Origin of the sequence: Desulfitobacterium sp. PCE1 (assembly GCF_000384015.1) — a bacterium.
GTDB classification, from domain to species: domain Bacteria; phylum Bacillota; class Desulfitobacteriia; order Desulfitobacteriales; family Desulfitobacteriaceae; genus Desulfitobacterium; species Desulfitobacterium dehalogenans.
Genome location: NZ_KB913023.1, coordinates 3,970,271 through 3,987,957, shown reverse-complemented (window position 1 = coordinate 3,987,957; position 17,687 = coordinate 3,970,271). Strand labels below are relative to the sequence as shown.

The following is a 17,687-nucleotide window of genomic DNA, read 5'->3' as shown; positions in this document are numbered from 1 at the left end:
CCATGGGTGAACATTTTGCCTTGACCACGTTTTCCATCTGTATCCAAGCAGCCGTGGGAGTTATGCTCTTTGTGGCTATTGGTCGGCTTGTGAATAAAGAAGGGGTATTCAAGAATGCTATGATCACGGCGACAGGCCTTGGCGTCATCGGCATGTTGGCTTCTCTGCTACACTTGGGGCGCCCTTTAAGTGCCATGAATGCTCTGTTTCAATTCGGTACCTCCTGGCTCAGCCGCGAGATTTGGTTTACTGCGATGTTTGTTGGGTTAACCGTTGTGGCTGCTGTGCTTCTCTATGTTAAACCCCAAGCAGCAGGAGCTATCACCGGCTTATCCGCAGCGGCTGCACTGGTGGGTCTGATCGATGTCTTTGCCATGGCGAAGATTTATAGCTCGGCCAGTGTGCCTGTATGGCAAAGTGCTACGACCACTGTTGAGTTCTATACCGCTGCACTATCCATGGGAGCCATGCTTTTCCTTGTTCTGAGTATGAAAGAAGCTGGGAAGATGAAGAAATTCGTGGCTTTAGCTGTCGCAGCTGTTGTAGCTGTTCAAGTCGCTGCTGTAGTCCCTTACTTTATTTCTCTGGGGGCCAGCACCAGTACCGCTTTGCAAGCCAGCCTTGCTATTCTCGGCAGTCTGAAGACAGCCACAGCCATTAAATGGCTGTTTATCCTCGCTGGAGCTGGGTTGGTTCTTTGGATGGCTAAAGATGAACTAAGCAAATCTGTATCCAATGCTGTCATCGGCGGTACAGCTTTGATTCTGGTTGGCCAGGCGATCGGAAGGTATGTATTCTACGCTGCAATGGTTATATCTGGGGTAGGGTTAACTTAATTCTCTGTCTGAACATGAGAACTATGAGTGCTAAAAAGGAGTATCGGATAAGATACTCCTTTTTACAATCGGAGGGTTCCTGGCATTATTCAGGCTATCGAAAATGCAAGAGATACTAATATAGGGGAAAGAATACGTTTAATTGACATTAACTGATATAATAATAATACATTTGAAACTGCCGGGGGTGAATAGGTTGGGTTTAAACAATGTTCGTATAAGAACCCGATTTGTTATATTATTAGTGGGTATTTTGGCGGTTTCGCTTCTTATGAATGTAGTTTGGATTTGGATGACTCAACAAAAGCAGGCTGAAAAGGAAATGCATGAAAAGGCTTACGTCCTCTCTCAACAGATGGATGCTGCGTGGGAGTTTATGGTAATCAATCAGGATGTCATCAATTATGATGCCAATGGAGAATATAATTTTAAAAAACTACATTGTTCTCTTGTGGGGAAAAGCATCGGAAAATTATTTGGTAAAAAAACAGGTTATACTGTTCGCTATACTAATTTTAATCCACGCAATAAAGCGGATATTCCTGATGAATTTGAATTAGAAGCGCTCAACCTATTTGCTGAAGATGTGAATACAAGTGAATTCTATAAGGTGTCGGAATACGCGGGGAAAGACGCCTTTCGTTATACCGCTCCCATGCGTATCGAAGAGAACTGTTTAGAATGCCATGGGGAACCAGCCGGGGAGTTAGATATTTTAGGATATCCCAAAGAAGGTTGGGAAATAGGCGACTTGGCTGGCATTGTGAGTATTGTGATGCCTATAGATATGTATACGGAAAACATTCAATCTAATGTGGTAAAGCAAGTAGGTTATATTTCCCTGCTTACCTTGAGTATTATTATGGTTATTTACTACGCTATGTCCAAGCTTGTAACCAGGCCCTTAAATCAATTAAAAAATGCAATGGAGCATGTTAAAACAGGGGACTTGAAGGTTGATTTGAAAGATATTGATGCTCAGGGAGAAATTCGAGATGTGGCAGACCACTTTGAGATCATGACTAAAGAACTCCAGACTTTATATAATGACCTGGAGACCAAGGTTCAACTAAGAACTCAGGATTTAGCTCATGCTAAAGATACCCTGGAATCTCAGCGAATCCAACTGGAAGAAGTCAACAGACGTTTGCGTGAAGATAATCAGTATAAATCGGACTTCCTCACCATCATTAGCCATGAACTTCGCACGCCATTGACTTCGATTATCGCTTTTGCAGAGGTTCTGGAAAAAGTAAGCGGTGACAAATCCCCTAAAGAGCAGAAAATGACTCAGGAAATTAGAGCGAACAGCCAAGTTCTTTTGCGCATGATCAACAATATCTTAGAAATCGCTCGTATTGAAGCTGGGAAACAAGAATTGATCATCGAGCCCATTGATCTTGTTGACGTGATCAATGCTGTTGAAAATGTCGTTGAACCTTTAATTGAGAAAAAGAATATCAGTTATTCCAGTGTTATAGATCAAGACGTTCCTGTTATAGAGGGAGATCGCGAAGGGCTAAAAAGGATTGTAGAGAATCTGGTAAGCAATGCCTTGAAATTCACGCCTAAGGGTGGAGAGATCAAAGTCTGGGTTTCTTATGACCAAGAGCAGAATGAAGTGCTGATTAATGTTCAAGATAATGGTATTGGTATACGGAAAGAGGATCAGCCCTATATCTTCGAAAAATTTGTTCAAAGTGATTCATCCATCCACCGCCAATATAATGGCAGTGGTTTAGGTTTAGCATTAGCTAAGGAGTTGGCAGAACTTCACGGAGGCTGGATTAAAGTCGTCAGCGAACCCAACGAAGGGAGCTTGTTCATGGTAGGAATTCCGGCCGGGGAGGATAATGAAGACTGGCTTCACATGGATTTTTAAAGATTATGGGGCATTTAGTCAGGGTTCAGCAGAGAAAGGGGCGATAGAGGATGAAAATTATGCTGGCTGATGACGAAGAGAGCATTCTTATCGTCGTGGAACACATAGTCACGGAAGACGGCTATGATTTTTGCTACGCATCAGATGGTGTTGAGGCCTTGGCTGTTTTTGAGGCAGAAAAGCCCGACCTGGTGATTTTGGATGTCATGATGCCGAAACTCAATGGGTTTGATGTGTGTGCCCAACTTCGCAAAAAGGGCAGCAATGTCCCCATCATTATATTGTCTGCTAAGGGAGATATCGTAGACAAAAGCGTTGGGTTTAAGGCGGGGGCCGATGATTATCTCGTCAAGCCTTTTAGCTCTTTGGAATTATCCCTACGCATTGAAGCTCTTCTTCGTCGGCGGGATCACCAAGTCGGTTCATCAAGTGCAGCGGAGAAGAAAGAAAGCATTAAACTCGGAGATTTAGAGATCTTTTTCAAGCGTTATGAGGCTCGATTGAAAGGCAAGCGTGTGGAACTCACACCGAAGGAATTTAAGATCTTAGCCTATATGGCTGGTCATCCCGGGGAAGTATTTACTCGGGAGCAGCTTCTAGCTTATGTGTGGGGGGAAGACTATGTAGGTGAATTAACCAGTATTGCTGTTTTTATCCGCAAGATTCGGGAGAAGATTGAGGATGATCCTTCCAAACCCAAATATCTGCAAACAGTCTGGGGCGTTGGCTATAAATTCGGTGAGAAGGAGTAAGAATGGGTTGAAAATTTGAGTACAACATTATAGTATATGGAAGTAAAAATAAAATTAAAGATTAAGGCAAAATTATTAATATGAACAGGTGGTATAAGAAATGAATCAACAAAACGATGCAATCGCAATTTTGCTGGCCAACCGAAGTTATCTCTATAGATTATTGCAGCGGATCTTTGGCGGAGAACCCCAAGCCGAAGTATTGAAGGTTGTTACAGACCCACACACCCGGGAAGCACTGCAGATCCTGCTCCAGGAAGATGAGCATCTCTTTGATAAGCATTTTGAGGTTTTAAGTGAGGTGGCTCAGGCCTTGGCGGCTGAACCTGAGCAGACCTTGGACAAGCTGAAAGGTGAATACACTTATCTGTTCATTGGACCTAACAGTTTGCCTGCACCTCCTTGGGAATCCGTCTATCTCACCAAGGAGCGGGTTCTGTTCCAAGAAAGTACGTTAAATGTTCGCCGTGCCTATTTGAAATATAACTTTTTACCTTCAAACTACCCCCATGAAGCCGATGATCATCTCGGCCTGGAGCTGGATTTTATGGCTCATCTATCTCAAGTGGCTCAGGACCATTTCGAGAATGGCCGGGTGGAGGAGATGAAAGCTATCCTCGAAGACCAGCAAGCCTTTTTGCGTGACCATTTGCTCCTATGGATTGGTGATTTCGCTCACGACATTCAAAAAAGCAAGACCCATTACTTCTATCCGCCTATGGCCGATCTGACCAAGCATATCGTAAAGATGGATGCCGAGCTTTTGGATGAGTTAACGGCACTTTAAAGTCATGATCACCGGATTCGCTAATTACTGTTAAGAAATTAGAAAAATACCGAAGGGATCCTTTCAAAAGGAGAGGGTCCCTTTTTGTGTTCTCAAAAACAGTTGGGTAATTGAGTGAATAAAAAGTGGCAAAGAACAAAAAATAGAAACAAATACGATATTGAAAATCATTATCAATTATAGTATATTAATAGCAAGCTCATTTAAAACTATTGCAGGGAATAAAGGGAAAAGGAGTGTGTGGTTTGATGTCTATATTACTCATCGGTGGACTTGATCGTATGGAAAAGGATTACATACATATCGGATCAAAACGTGGGCATAATGTAAAAGTCTATACTCAGCTCCCGACGCGTTTTGAAAAAGTGATGGGGGATCCGGATGGAATTGTTCTTTTTACCGGAACCGTATCCCATGCTATGGTCAAAGTCGCCGTAAAGGTAGCCAAAAACCGGAACATTCCCATCATCCGCAGTCATAGCAGTAGTTTAAAAGCCTTGGAACGGGAGTTGTGTAAGTTAGAGGAATGTGCATGTTGATTAACTAAGGATTTCTTTCAGGAGGTGGCAGGAATGAGCAAGGCATGTGTCCATGATTTTTTTAGAGCTTTAGACCGATTTGAAGATAGAGACTTTCTTCTCTATAAAATCCAATATGATATTGCTCCAACTTTGGCCGAAATTAAGCCATCCTCTTTGATGACCTTTGTTAACCATAAGCGAAAGATACTAACCCTTTGGGATCGTTATAAAGATGGGATCTGCAAACAGCTGCAGATATGTTACTACGAGCTAAGGCGCAAAGAAGATCGGGTTATTGTTTTATTCTATCGGGATGAGACTCTGGCCAACTGTTTATCCGTCTGGAAAAATAAAGACTTCCTCAAAGGGCAAGGCTATGATGATTTGCCTAAGGTAGAAGATAGCCTGTGTCTTTTAAAGAAACGGTTTGAGGAAGAATGTCCTCATGAACTGGGGATTTTCCTTGGTTATCCCGTGGAAGATGTGACCGCCTTTATTGAGAGTAACGGGGCGCCTTGCTTGGCCTGTAAGTACTGGAAGGTTTATCAGGATGTAGAAAACGCCTTAAAGATCTTTGAAGCTTATGACGAAGAACGGGAAAAAGTGATTCATGCTGTCCTTAGCTTACAAAGAAAAAGTGCATAGAGCAATGAAGTTCCCAGGAGGCAACAGCCTCCTTTTTTTATTCTAACAAAAAATTTGTTTATGCATAGGATAAAGAGATGGATGGAGGTGATCGATTGGATTTTGGTAAGAATTTAGGTGAATCTTTAGATAAAGCTAAGATTTATGTGTCCGAAGGGGTCGAGCAGATTTTAGCGGGCAAGCTTGATCAGGATCATGGTGTCTCTCCCAGCCCTGGGGCAACGGCCTTAGCATCCCTTGCCCTGCTGGCTTTGGGCCGGGAGTTTAGAAGTGCTCAACAGCGAGGAATTCAGTGGTTATGGCGGAATAATCGTGGAGGCTGGGGGAAGGTCCCCGGGGGGCAGCCCGATGAAGAGATAACGAAGATTGCGCGACTGGCCCTACAGGGGAGCCAAGGGGGATGGATGGCGAAGCTCCAAGTGCTCTCCCAAGCCAGGCAGTTTTCACAAATGATTTTGACCTTGGGTCAGCGAGTAGTTCCTGGGTTAGAAGGCCCAACCCCTGAAGAAATCGTCCTTCCCAAAATTCTTGAAGAAAGTGTACTTGCTAAATTGCCCCTCTATGGTCGGCCGGTTGTGGTAGCAGCTTCCCTACTCGCTACAGAATCCCAGGATGGACTGAATAAGGGAATTCAATATCTTCTCGAAACTCAGATGAAGGACGGTTCTTGGTCGGAGGATATTATCGCTACCAGCCTGGCTATTCTAGGGATTATGCGTTTGGGAGGTCAACAGGAGCAGTGCCAGCGAGCCGGGCATTGGCTTATTCAGAAGCAGTATGCTAATGGAGCTTGGCCGGCCTTTGATCAACTTAAGAACTGGGCTATGGGTTGGGCAATCTGCATCGCCGGAGAAACAAGAAATAGGTGGGGCGATAACTCCTGGTTGGAGCCGGGAGTCTCTTGGTTAGAACAGGCACAGAATGCCGACGGCAGCTATGGCAGCACTCCCCCCTATACTCATCCTGATTTGGACGACACGGCGGTTGCTTTGATCGGCCTCAATCAGGTCGGAGTAGAAAATTCTCAGGGAGTCCAGCTTCTCAAAAGGCTGCAAAACAAGGATGGAAGTTGGAGTACGTTTCCCAGCTTTGAAGGAACACCACCCCAGATAACTTCAGAGTTTCCTGTGTATATTTCTAGTGTTGATGTCACCATTCATGCTCTGGAGGCTTTATGGAGACGAGGGCGATCCCAGGAGGAATTCATCTATCGGGGGTTAAGGTGGTTATTATCTCAGCAAGATGCTCAAGGAGCTTTTTCTTCATCCTGGTACGAAGGGCCAGTCTATAGCACTGCCCAAGCTCTGGAACTTTTCAGTAAGTGGAAATTTAATTTGCAACAGCTCTATATAACCCGAGATATCTTAGAGGCAAGGCAAAAAGCCATCAACTTTATCCTGGAGTCTCAACAAGAGGACGGGGGCTGGGGATCTACAGTTGAGACGGGGTTGGCCCTGTCCGGACTGTTGAGATATGGCAGAGCTGTTCCTCAGGAAGTGCTGGATAAGGGCTGCATTAATCTTATGGATTCACAGGATCTCAAGGGTTCTTTTAAACCCTCCTATAAGGCCATCTATGCTAAGGGGTGGGACTACGAGGAACCTATAGCCACAGCACTCACCGCCATTCGTGCCTTAAGCCGGTATGAGCGTCTATTGATGAAATGATGGATAAAAAATAACCAAGGGGCGTTAAGTGAGACCCCCTTGGTGTTTTCCTTTCCAGGCCTTTAGCGGTTCCTTAGTATCTATCTCACTATGGCTTGACGTAAGCTAAGTTTTCCTTATTATGAAGAGTAGGGAAGGGCTATACATGGAAAGCGGGCCAACCTAATCTTTCTTGTGAGGGGAAAAACTATGAAGAAATACATTCTTGCCTTAGATCAGGGGACAACCAGTTGTCGAGCGATCCTTTTTGATCGGGAAAGCCATATCGTAGGAGTGGCACAAAAAGAATTTACGCAAATATACCCTCAACCCGGCTGGGTGGAGCATGATCCGGAAGAAGTGTGGAGCACCCAATATGGGGTCATTGCCGAGCTTCTGGCCCGTTATCAAGTAAATATTGAAGAGATTGCCGGAATCGGGATTACCAATCAGCGTGAAACCACTGTAGTTTGGGATAAGCACACGGGGAAGCCTGTGGCCAATGCTATTGTCTGGCAATGTCGAAGAACAGCTCCCCTCTGTGATGAACTAAAGATGAAAGGACTAGAGCCTTTATTTAAGAAAAAGACAGGCTTGGTCTTAGACGCCTATTTTTCTGGAACTAAAATCCGCTGGATTCTCGACCAGGTGCCGGGCGCTCAGGAAAAAGCCGAAAAAGGAGAGCTGCTCTTTGGAACCATGGATTCCTGGTTGGTTTGGAATCTGACCAAGGGCCGTATTCATGTTACGGATTACTCCAATGCCTCCCGCACCCTCCTCTATAATATTAAGACTTTGGAATGGGACACAGAGCTCCTCCGCATACTCAATATTCCTTTAGCCATGCTCCCTGAGGTAAAGCCCTCCAGCACTATCTACGGGGAAACAGCTCCCGAAGGTTTTTTCGGGCATTCTATTCCCATAGCCGGAATTGCAGGGGATCAGCAGGCCGCCCTCTTCGGTCAGGCTTGCTTTGAACCGGGGATGGCCAAAAACACCTATGGCACCGGCTGCTTTATGCTTCTTAATACAGGGGAAGAACTCTATGAATCTCAGCACGGTCTCATCAGTACCATCGCCTGGGGACTTGATGAAAAAGTAGTTTATGCCCTGGAAGGCAGTGTCTTTATGGCCGGAGCAGTGATTCAGTGGCTGCGGGATGAATTAAAGCTGATCGAAACCGCAGGGGATTCGGAATATTTCGCAGGGAAGGTTGCCGATAACGGCGGGGTCTATCTGGTGCCTGCCTTTACAGGACTGGGTGCACCTTACTGGGATATGGAGGCTCGTGGGGCTATTTTGGGATTAACCCGGGGCAGCAATAAGAACCATGTCATTCGTGCAGCTTTAGAGTCTATGGCTTATCAGACCAGAGATATCCTGGAGGCTATGGAGGCGGACTCCCAATTGCCTCTCCAACTTCTGAAAGTCGATGGGGGAGCGGTGGTCAATAACCTCTTGATGCAGTTTCAGGCTGATATCCTGGGAGTAGAAGTGGAACGTCCTTATTGTATTGAAACCACAGCCTTAGGCGCAGCCTATCTGGCCGGGCTGGCTACAGGGTTTTGGAGCAATAAAGAGGAGTTAAAAGGGAAGGCGAACATCGAACGCTCCTTTAAACCTCAGATGGAAGCGGGGCTTAAGGAAAAGTACTATCAAGGCTGGAAGAAGGCCGTCACCCACACGATGGGCTCCCTCGACTCATAGAGCCTTGATCTTTTTACCCTCTTTAAGCCCAACAAGGTCCGTATCCAAAAGTATTTGATCTCCCGAAGCAAGTCCTTCCAGGATGATGACATCCCGGTCGTTTTCCATTCCCTTAACCACAGCCTGGATCTGGGCTTTACCTTCACGAACTACCCAGACGGCTTCTCCTCCTTCATAGGGAAAAAGAGCGGTCTTTGGAATCATGATCTGAGCCTCTTCTCTGTGGGTGATGAATTTTAGATCCACGGTACTGCCAATAATCACGGCCGTCTCGCTGTGTAAAAAGACAGTTACTTTAACTCTGTTTTCCTTTAACCCCAGAGGAGAAATACGTTCCACCGCCGAAGGCTCCACACTTTCGATGTCTCCGGCTAGAATTTGATTCCCTGAATTAGTATCCTGAATGATCTCCACAGGATCTCCTGTCTTAATAGAGGGGGCCTCTTTGGCTAAGATATAGCTTTCTACCTTGTAACCCCTATCCGCAAAAACATTCAATAAGAGTTGACCGGTGGCGGCGAACTCTCCTTCTTTAAGATGACAATCCCTAATAAAACCATCTTCCGGGGCAACTACTTTAGCTTTTTCAATCTTATTCTCAAGCTGGCTGATTTGTGCTTGCAATGCATCTTTTTGACCGGCATAGATCTGTTCTGTTCCGGGTAGAGATTGCTGCTCATAGATTAAATCTAGAGCGGTTTTTTGTTGTTCCAGAAAGTTCTGGGCTTTTTTCGCTTGAAGCTGGGCTTCTTCATATTGGGTCAGGGAAATTGCCCCTGCTTCATAGAGAGTCTTCATTCGGGTGTAGTTTTGTTCAAGAACCAGTGCGTCCCTTTCAGCTTGTTCAATGAGTAGTTTTTGCTGCTGTACCAAGGCATCCCTAGGATTGCTGGTTGTTTGAAGATGCTGGCCTTCCACACTTTTAAGCTGTGCCTTTAAAGCATCCAACTGATAAACCAAATCCGTAGTATCGAGTTCCAGCAAAACCTGTCCTTTGGCCACGGAATCGCCGTTGTGGACATGAATAGCAGTAATTTTTCCATCCACAGAATTATACAGTGGGAACTCTTTGGCAGCCAAAACCTGCCCCTCCTCCGTAAATCCTCGGACAAATTCCTTCGGCTCCAGGGTGAACACTGTTCCTTTGAGCGGCTTAAGACTCGAAGCCAGAACGGATGCCAGAACAAGGACGGCAATCATTCCGAAGATGATAACTTTTTTCTTTCGGGCGTTTTGCTGGCTGACTTTTTTAGATCCTTGTTTCCGGCCCTTTTTTAAGAAGGAGAACGGAAAACCTTTGACAGGAGATGGTTCAACAGACATAAGAATACCTCCTCAATTAGAGTCTATTTCATTGGATTGATGAGTCTTAAACAGGTGTTATTCTTTCGTAGCCAGAACCTCCACAAAAGGCATGGCAACAATTTTCCGGTGAGCTCGTGTCTGAGCGAACCATACGGACAATGCCGTTCCAACCACCGCGCCCATAAGAGCTGAAAGAGGAACTCCTGTGGGAATAGTGAAAAGATCCGAGCTCATGGATTGTCCCATCGCCTCTGAGAGGGCGAAGGAAAGTGGAATCCCTAGGCAAATACCGAGGAGGGTTAAAAGCCATTGTTCTGAGGTAATGACTTTAAGGACTTCCTTGGGTGTCATACCTAAAACCCGCAAGGAAGCCAGCTCCCTTTGCCTCTCGGAAAGAGAGATAATACTGGAATTATAGATTAATGCAAAACCGGCGATTCCTGCCAGAACGGCCAGAAAGTAGATGGTAAAGCCATAGGAGCCCATCATTTCCTCGATTTTTTCCAAGCTTTCTTTGGCGGATTCGATGGAACCCACTTGACTGGCATCCCTATACTTGCTCTTTAAGGCAGAGACATCCTCCTCATTCATCCCGATGAGCATTGAGGTAGCGATTTCTCCTTGCTGAAGAAAATCCTGGAGCGCACCGATTTCCATAAAAGCATTAAGGCCTACATACTGAGGGATGATTCCTCTGACCATAAGAGTTTGATCTTGCTCGGCAATAAACTCACGGCGGTAAGGGCTTTTCACTTGGATGGAGTCCCCTACCTTCACTTGAAGCAGATGGGCTAAGCGTTCTGAGAGTATAACTCCATCATCGGGTAGGGGGATTTTATTCCCTTTTTGATCGAGAACATGATAAAGGGTAGAATCCTGGGATATACCTAAGAGTGGCACCTCTTTTTTATGCCATTGGTTCTGTAGGGTAGCCGGGACTTCTAAAAGTGGTTCCAGCCTGGTGATTCCCGGTTCATGAGCTAATGAGTATTGAAGGGACCGAGAGGTGACAGGGCTATTTAACGAGATCTTGACATCATAGGTTTGAATCTGCTGGAATTGAAAGGTCGTGAGTTTATCCATCATATTTTCCATGGACCAGGAAACGGACATTAAGCTAAAGACGACAGCCATTCCTACTACGGTAAAGGCGCTGCGCACAGGGGCACGAAAAACATTACGAATGCCCATTTGGGTTTGGGAAGTGAAAGACCGCCATAGTCCGGGCAGTTTCTCCAGGGGTGTTTTCTTTGCCGAGCCCGGGGCCGCAGGACGCATGGCCTCGGCCGGATCCAAACGGAGGATGTCCAGACTCCCTTTCATCCCACTAAGCAAACTAAACCCCAGGGAAAGGGCTATCCCTAAAAAGAGATACTTTAAAGAAAAGGTGCTTTCTAAACCAGGCAGGGCGAAGAACTCTTCATAGAGAGCCGTTAAAGGATAAGAAAGAGCGATCCCTGCCAGTCCTCCCAGCAATCCTCCTACCCCTCCAATCAGGAGAGGATAGGATAAATAGTGAAGGACAATCTCTTGATTCGTAAAACCGAAAGCCTTTAAGGTTCCAATGTTTCCCCGTTGTTGTTCAATCAGGCGGCGCAGCATGGTATAGAGAATAATACTGGAAACGGCCAGAAAGACCATGGGCAAAGCTTGTGCCATGCTGCGTAAACTACTCAACTCCTCTTCGAGGATAGCATGGCTGGTCTGATCCTTACGAGGGAATACTCCTTGGAGGCCATAAGGCTTAAGTTCTGTTTCCAGGAGTTCTTTAACATCCTCGAATTTCGCATTGGGTTCCAAGGAGAAGACGATGTCATTCACTTGGCCGGATTCCTTGACTAAAGTCTTAAGGGAGTTATGGGGCAAATAAGCGATACCAAAAGTCTCCGGGTCAGGATAAAGGTCCTGAGCGGAGCGCAAAGCATAGATAAACTCAGGGCTCTGAGCGGTTCCCACTACCGTAAAGGTGGAACGCTTTCCTTCCAGGATCAGGGTTAGGTTATCTCCCAGAGAAAGTCCATTGGCAGCGAAGAATTTTGGATCCACCAGGATTTCCAAAGAACTATCCACGGGAAAGCGCCCGCTGAAGAGTTGAATCTGATTGAGTTCAGGTGGAGTCTCGAAGCTCATGGAGACCAGCCGTAGAGAGCGATTGCTATCGGATTTTTCTTCAAAAAGCCGGGCATCCTTGACGATTCGCCCTTCACCATGATCGATTCCCCCAAACTGAGCCAGCTTTTTCACCTGGCTTTCGGGATAGCCGGTAACTTTAATGAAACCATCGGCAAAATGAGTAGTCTCATAAAATTTGCTTTGAGCCCGCTCCAGATTTTCCAAAACGATGGACATAGAGGTATAAGAGAGAAGCCCGATGATTATCACCAAAATACAGGCAAAATAGACGCCTTTATTGGATTGGATCTCCCGGAACAGCTTCTTTCTCAGTACTACCATAAAAGTTCCTCCGGTTGGAGAGGATGCTCATTGACTTGGATTTTTTCCAACATCCCATCCTTGATAAAAAACACACGATCAGCCATCTTGGCAATTTCCCCATTATGAGTAATGATAATAATGGTTTTGTGGTAATCATGGTTGAGTTTTTGTAAAGCTTTTAAGACTTGAATACCCGTTTGAATATCCAAAGCCCCGGTAGGTTCATCACAAAGAAGCAAGGCAGGGTTTTTAACAATAGCACGGGCAATGGCCACCCGCTGCTGCTGCCCACCGGAGAGCTGGGAAGGAAAATGTTCTGCCCATGGTTCCAGTCCCACATCCTGAAGCACTTCATCCACAGACAGGGGGTCTTCAGCGATTTCGGCGGCCAGCCAAATATTTTCAAAGGCTGTAAGATTGGGCATCAAATTGTAGTGCTGAAAGACAAAACCAACGGCTTGACGCCGATAAAAGGTCAGTCCCGAATCATCTGCGTCATGCAAGGGCTCGTCGCGGTAATACAGTTCCCCTGAGGTGGGAGGAGTCATGCCGCCAATGATATTAAGAAGGGTGGTTTTCCCGGACCCGCTTTGACCAAGGATTACGATAAATTCACCGGTGAAGATTTGAAAATCCAGCCCTTTCAGGACCTCCAATTCAACCTCTCCGGTTTGATAAACCTTGCGGATACCTTTTCCTTCAAGCAAAAGAGTCATGGTATCACCTCCTTATTTTTCAAACCATGAGCAAGGAGATAGAGAAGCTTATTGATGATATCCAGATAGGTTTTATCTTCGAGGGCATTATTGAGATTGCTTTGCTCTAAAGACAGGTAAGCGTCCGTCAAAGCTGTATTCATACCATGCATAAAGAAAACTGCGGTTGAGTAATCCACGGAAGGGTCCAGCTGTCCTAATTCAAAGCCTCGCTGGAGCATATTTCCGTAAAAATTGGTGGATTTAGGGGCTTGTTCAGCAATCACTTCCTCGCGAAGTTGGACGTTGGTCTCTTTCATAAAGCGATGACCAAGGGCCAGAAGCTCAGGATGATCCTGAGCAAACTCCAGGCCTACCGTGAAAAGCCTCTGTAATGTGGAGAAGAATTCAAAGCCATCGCCATGAAGGTCAGGGACTTTGGCCTCAAAATACTGGAGCTTCTTTTCTACAGCAAGGTTAAAAATGTACTTATACAAATCCTTGAGATTTTTAAAATATTGATAAAAGCTTCCCCGGGGAATCCCTGCTTGCTCAATGATGCGGGCAATACTCGCCTGGTCAAATGCATAGGCAGCAAATTCCTGGATGGCAGCCTCAAGGATGCGGTTCCTTTTTTCTTCAGGCAGATTGAAAAAGGTTTGAGTAGGCAAGGAAATCCTTCTCCTTTCTATAACTTTATATTCCATATGAGGGACTTTTCTAAAAGATGACACAGTTGTCATCTTAAGTGTATGACAGGAGTGTCATATCGTCAAGATAAGGCTGTATCTTTACTCATTCATATTATAAGCCTGGAGTTTGCGATAGAGATTGCGCACACTAATTCCCAATAAATTGGCTGTTTGAGTTTTATGTCCTTTGGCCTTTTTCAGGGTAGACAGGATAAAAGCCTTTTCCACATCCTCTAAAGAAGGATAGGAGCACTTCTGAAAGATACGGAAGAATTCTTCTTTCGAATCGAAAGCTGGTGGGGCTTTCAGAACTTGAGTCAATTTTTCCGGCCAAATGTCACTGGGGGTGATGGTGCCGTCGGAGGATAAGATTTGGCCGCGCTCGATAAGATGGAAGAGTTCACGAATATTGCCAGGGAAATCATAATTCAGCAATTGTTCCTGGGTCTCCGGCAATAAGATATACCGCTCATGGAGCAAATCTTTGCGTTGAGTTTTCAGGAAGTGATTGACAAGAGGGATGATATCCCGGCGCCGTTCCCGCAGAGGAGGAACCAGGAGGGTTAGCCCATTTAAGCGGTAAAAGAGATCCTCACGAAACCTTCCCTGAATGATCTCCTGCCACAGGTCGCGATTGGTCGCCGTCACAATGCGCACATCAACCCGTCGCAGCCGGGTGTCGCCAACCCGTCTGAATTCTCCGCTTTCTAAAAAGCGGAGCAGCTTGACTTGAATAGATAGAGGCATTTCCCCGATTTCATCGAGAAAGAGGGTGCCGTTGTCGGCCATTTCCACTAAGCCGATTTTTTGAGTCCCGGCACCGGTAAAGGCGCCTTTTTCGTGTCCAAAAAGTTCGCTTTCGATGAGAGCCTCAGGGATGGCCCCGGCATTGACGGGGATGTAGGGACGATTGACTCGGGAACTCCAGAAATGGATGGCTTGGGCAATCAGATCCTTGCCTACACCGCTCTCTCCTTGGATAAGGACAGAGGTATCCGTCTGAGCAACTTTATGCGTTATCTCCAGGAGTGAAGTCATGGCTTCACTTTCCGCAATGATGGTTAACTCTGGAGTCTGGCGGTTGACAACTTGGCGCAGTCCGGTATTCTCCATCAACAGCTTGCGGTTTTCCAGGGCTTTTTGCAAAGTGATGTCAAGCTTTGATAAATTGCAGGGCTTGGTCAGGTAATCATAGGCGCCGAGTTTCATGGCTTCAATGGCGGACTCAATGGTCCCGTTCCCGGTCAGCATAATGACCTGCAGATCTGTTTGGATCTGCTTAATTTTGGGCAGCAGGGTCAGCCCATCACCATCCGGCAGTTTGATATCCAATAAGACAGCATCGACTAAAGTATCTTTAAGGAAAGCCATCCCTTCACTGGCCGTGCCGGCCTCCAAGACGTCATAGCCTTTGCGCTTTAAACGCTGAGCGATAATGGTTCGCAAAGTGTTTTCATCATCGAGGATTAAAACTTTTTGACTGTGCTTCATGAGCTTTGTTCTCCTGCTTCATGGAAGGGCAAGGAAATTTTCACCTTAGTGCCCTGTCCTTCCGTACTTTCTAGGGCCATTTCACCATGCATTTTGACAATAATTCCATAACTCACGTATAAACCTAAGCCTGTGCCCTGGCCTGGGGATTTGGTGGTAAAAAACGGATCTAAGGCTTTTTTGAGATGGTCCTGAGGAATGCCTTCTCCATAATCCTGGATGATAAACTGTATTGTATTGCCCTCCCGGTACCCCCGGACATCGATGGCTTTTCCTTCGGAAGAAGCATCCAGTGCATTGGTCACCAGGTTGAGCACGACTTGCTGCCATTCGTTTTCATTGCCCAAGACGAAGAGACTGTTTTCTGAATGAAATTGAATGTGAAGATGTTTTTGTTTGGCCTTATGCTCCAAAAGTCCCAGAGTCTGAGCGCTGGCTATCCCAAGATCAATGAGGTCACTGCCTGAATCGCGTTTGCGGGCAAAACCCAGCAAACCATCGGTGATTTGCTTGCAGCGGACAATTTGCTCCAAGACCGTGTCAAAGCCCAGCTTAATCTCTTCTTGGCTGGGGCCGGAATCCTCTTCGTCTAAACGTTCAAGTAAATCCTCACTATAGGCGGCAACGACAGCTAAGGGGTTATTAATTTCATGAGCTACCCCCGAGGCTAAAAGTCCGATGGCAGCCATCTTATCCGTCTCAATCATGCGGGCCTCCATCTCCACTTCCTGAGTCACGTCATCAAGGAGCAGGAGATAAGCTGCATTCTCAGGATTATCCGGGGACAGTTCATAGTACATCTGACGAAAATGCCGGCGTTCCTCATGGAGAAAGACAGAGATGGTCCGGCCGTTTTCCAGGAGGATATCCTCTGTTCCTTGTCCGGCAATGACCTGCTCACAGGGGAGATGGGCGAACTGCTGACCAAACCACTGGGCAAACTTCGTATTCCACCAGAGTATTTTTCTTTCCGAATCCAACAGCACCATTCCGGCGCCGACTCCATCTACGACGGTGGTCAAGAGTTCTTTCTCGTTCTTTAAATTTTCATTCTTTTGATCTAAGGAATTCAGCAGCTGGTTAAAGGATTTTACCAGTCTGCCGATTTCATCCCAGCTCTCAATGGGGATATGGGATTCCAAGTCGCCGGTCTGGATAATTCGCCTGACTTGAGATTCAAGATTCTCAATGGGATGAACGACTTTTAAGCCAAAGGAAATGCTGATAATCATCACCAGGACCATGATTAAGACGGCAATCATAATGAGGCGAAGGGCCAACTCAAAGATGGGTTTATTGGCTTCGTGAGCAGGCTGTTCGATAAATACCCCCCAGTTGGGGGTATCCATAGAAGTAAAGGCGCCAATAACGTTCACGCCGGCATAATTTTTATACTCGCTCCCAGTGGAAAAAAGCTCTCCCGCCATGAAACTTTGGACGGCAGGAGCCTGACGAAGGTCTTCCTCATGGAAATGAAGATCGGAATCTGTTTGGCCTATCAATGTTCCGGACCGATCAACTAAGAAGACATATTTTCCTTCATCTAAATGAAAATTAAAATAGCGGTTGATCATCGTTGTTAGTTCGATGGTTCCCTGCAGATGCCCCAGGAATTTTCCATCCATAGGGTCTTGAATGGCCACAGTAAGGCGGATTTCAGGTTGGCCTTCCTGGGAAAAGTACAGGTCACTTATAGGAGAGAGACGTTCTGAAGAGAGGATAGGTTCAGGGGCGTTGGTTGATGAATTCGGCGGAGCACTTGCCTGACGATTGATTTGAGCTATGCTTCTAAAGTTGGCATCATAAACCTTAAGCTCTTTAAGTGAAGGTTCTTTCTGCAACAAGGTTTCCAAAATCAACTGACGTGATGCTTCATCGCTTCCCGTCAAGGCATGAACAGTAGTTGTCTTCGTAAAAGTTAAGCTATTTTCGATAGTGGCGATGGCATCCTGAATTTCCCGGGCAAGTACGGAGACTTGGTCAAAGTTTTGCTCATAAATATCCATCTGAAGATTCTGCCGTACGGATGTAAAACCTAAATAGCCCAGAAAAAACAGAGGAAGAATCGACATGGCGATCCCAAACAAGAGAAAATGTACTTTTATACGCATCCACCAGGGAATTGAATTTTCTTTCAAGGTTTGGCCTCCATCCCAGTGCTTTCATCATTGCCATAAAATCATGCTTAAGCTTCTTCCAGTATATAATACAACCCTTTAATGTTCATGTCGAAATTTTTTGAGTCCGGTTATGAGAAAAAGCCTTCCCGGTTGTGGAAGGCTTTTTCTTGAT

14 protein-coding genes are annotated in these 17,687 nt (G+C 45.8%); 8 read left to right on the top strand and 6 right to left on the bottom strand.

The window, feature by feature from the left end:
* Nucleotides 1-2 precede the first annotated feature (2 nt).
* The 8 genes from DESPCE1_RS0119680 to glpK all read left to right on the top strand — a co-directional run bounded on the left by DESPCE1_RS0119680 (nucleotide 3) and on the right by glpK (nucleotide 8,776).
* Nucleotides 3-836: a DmsC/YnfH family molybdoenzyme membrane anchor subunit gene (locus DESPCE1_RS0119680; protein WP_014795749.1), complete on the top strand. Its 834-nt coding sequence runs from the start codon at nucleotides 3-5 to the stop codon at nucleotides 834-836.
* A 187-nt stretch (nucleotides 837-1,023) separates the two neighbouring features.
* Complete coding sequence (locus DESPCE1_RS0119675) at nucleotides 1,024-2,718, top strand: DUF3365 domain-containing protein (RefSeq protein WP_172637637.1); 1,695 nt, start codon at nucleotides 1,024-1,026, stop codon at nucleotides 2,716-2,718.
* Nucleotides 2,719-2,768: 50 nt separating this feature from the next.
* Entirely contained in the window at nucleotides 2,769-3,470 is a 702-nt protein-coding gene (locus tag DESPCE1_RS0119670; RefSeq protein WP_019851452.1) for a response regulator transcription factor, read from the top strand.
* Between the two features lie 100 nt (nucleotides 3,471-3,570).
* Nucleotides 3,571-4,257, top strand: a complete 687-nt coding sequence (locus tag DESPCE1_RS0119665; protein WP_019851451.1) for a molecular chaperone — start codon at nucleotides 3,571-3,573, stop codon at nucleotides 4,255-4,257.
* Between the two features lie 248 nt (nucleotides 4,258-4,505).
* A complete protein-coding gene (locus tag DESPCE1_RS0119660; RefSeq protein WP_014795745.1) occupies nucleotides 4,506-4,796 on the top strand; it encodes a DUF2325 domain-containing protein in 291 nt (96 codons plus the stop codon).
* A gap of 33 nt (nucleotides 4,797-4,829) precedes the next feature.
* Nucleotides 4,830-5,423, top strand: a complete 594-nt coding sequence (locus DESPCE1_RS0119655) for a DUF3793 family protein (protein WP_019851450.1) — start codon at nucleotides 4,830-4,832, stop codon at nucleotides 5,421-5,423.
* A 77-nt stretch (nucleotides 5,424-5,500) separates the two neighbouring features.
* Nucleotides 5,501-7,090 (top strand): prenyltransferase/squalene oxidase repeat-containing protein, encoded by a 1,590-nt coding sequence (locus tag DESPCE1_RS0119650; protein ID WP_028305643.1) that lies wholly within the window; start codon nucleotides 5,501-5,503, stop codon nucleotides 7,088-7,090.
* Between the two features lie 189 nt (nucleotides 7,091-7,279).
* Complete coding sequence (glpK, locus tag DESPCE1_RS0119645) at nucleotides 7,280-8,776, top strand: glycerol kinase GlpK (RefSeq protein WP_019851448.1); 1,497 nt, start codon at nucleotides 7,280-7,282, stop codon at nucleotides 8,774-8,776.
* Here glpK and DESPCE1_RS0119640 read toward each other — a convergent pair.
* The 6 genes from DESPCE1_RS0119640 to DESPCE1_RS0119615 form a co-directional block, all read right to left on the bottom strand.
* Nucleotides 8,771-10,099 (bottom strand): efflux RND transporter periplasmic adaptor subunit, encoded by a 1,329-nt coding sequence (locus DESPCE1_RS0119640; protein ID WP_019851447.1) that lies wholly within the window; start codon nucleotides 10,097-10,099, stop codon nucleotides 8,771-8,773. The genes glpK and DESPCE1_RS0119640 overlap by 6 nt on opposite strands.
* A 57-nt stretch (nucleotides 10,100-10,156) precedes the next feature.
* Nucleotides 10,157-12,535, bottom strand: coding sequence for an ABC transporter permease (locus DESPCE1_RS0119635; protein WP_019851446.1), 2,379 nt, complete (start codon nucleotides 12,533-12,535; stop codon nucleotides 10,157-10,159).
* Nucleotides 12,529-13,233 (bottom strand): ABC transporter ATP-binding protein, encoded by a 705-nt coding sequence (locus DESPCE1_RS0119630; protein ID WP_014795739.1) that lies wholly within the window; start codon nucleotides 13,231-13,233, stop codon nucleotides 12,529-12,531. Before DESPCE1_RS0119630 ends, DESPCE1_RS0119635 begins: the two co-directional genes overlap by 7 nt.
* The gene (locus DESPCE1_RS0119625) at nucleotides 13,230-13,883 is read right to left on the bottom strand and encodes a TetR/AcrR family transcriptional regulator (protein ID WP_019851445.1); all 654 of its coding nucleotides are present in this window, start codon (nucleotides 13,881-13,883) and stop codon (nucleotides 13,230-13,232) included. Before DESPCE1_RS0119625 ends, DESPCE1_RS0119630 begins: the two co-directional genes overlap by 4 nt.
* 120 nt (nucleotides 13,884-14,003) lie before the next feature.
* Complete coding sequence (locus DESPCE1_RS0119620) at nucleotides 14,004-15,395, bottom strand: sigma-54 dependent transcriptional regulator (protein ID WP_014795737.1); 1,392 nt, start codon at nucleotides 15,393-15,395, stop codon at nucleotides 14,004-14,006.
* The gene (locus DESPCE1_RS0119615) at nucleotides 15,392-17,533 is read right to left on the bottom strand and encodes a PAS domain-containing sensor histidine kinase (protein ID WP_019851444.1); all 2,142 of its coding nucleotides are present in this window, start codon (nucleotides 17,531-17,533) and stop codon (nucleotides 15,392-15,394) included. Before DESPCE1_RS0119615 ends, DESPCE1_RS0119620 begins: the two co-directional genes overlap by 4 nt.
* Nucleotides 17,534-17,687: the final 154 nt, after the last annotated feature.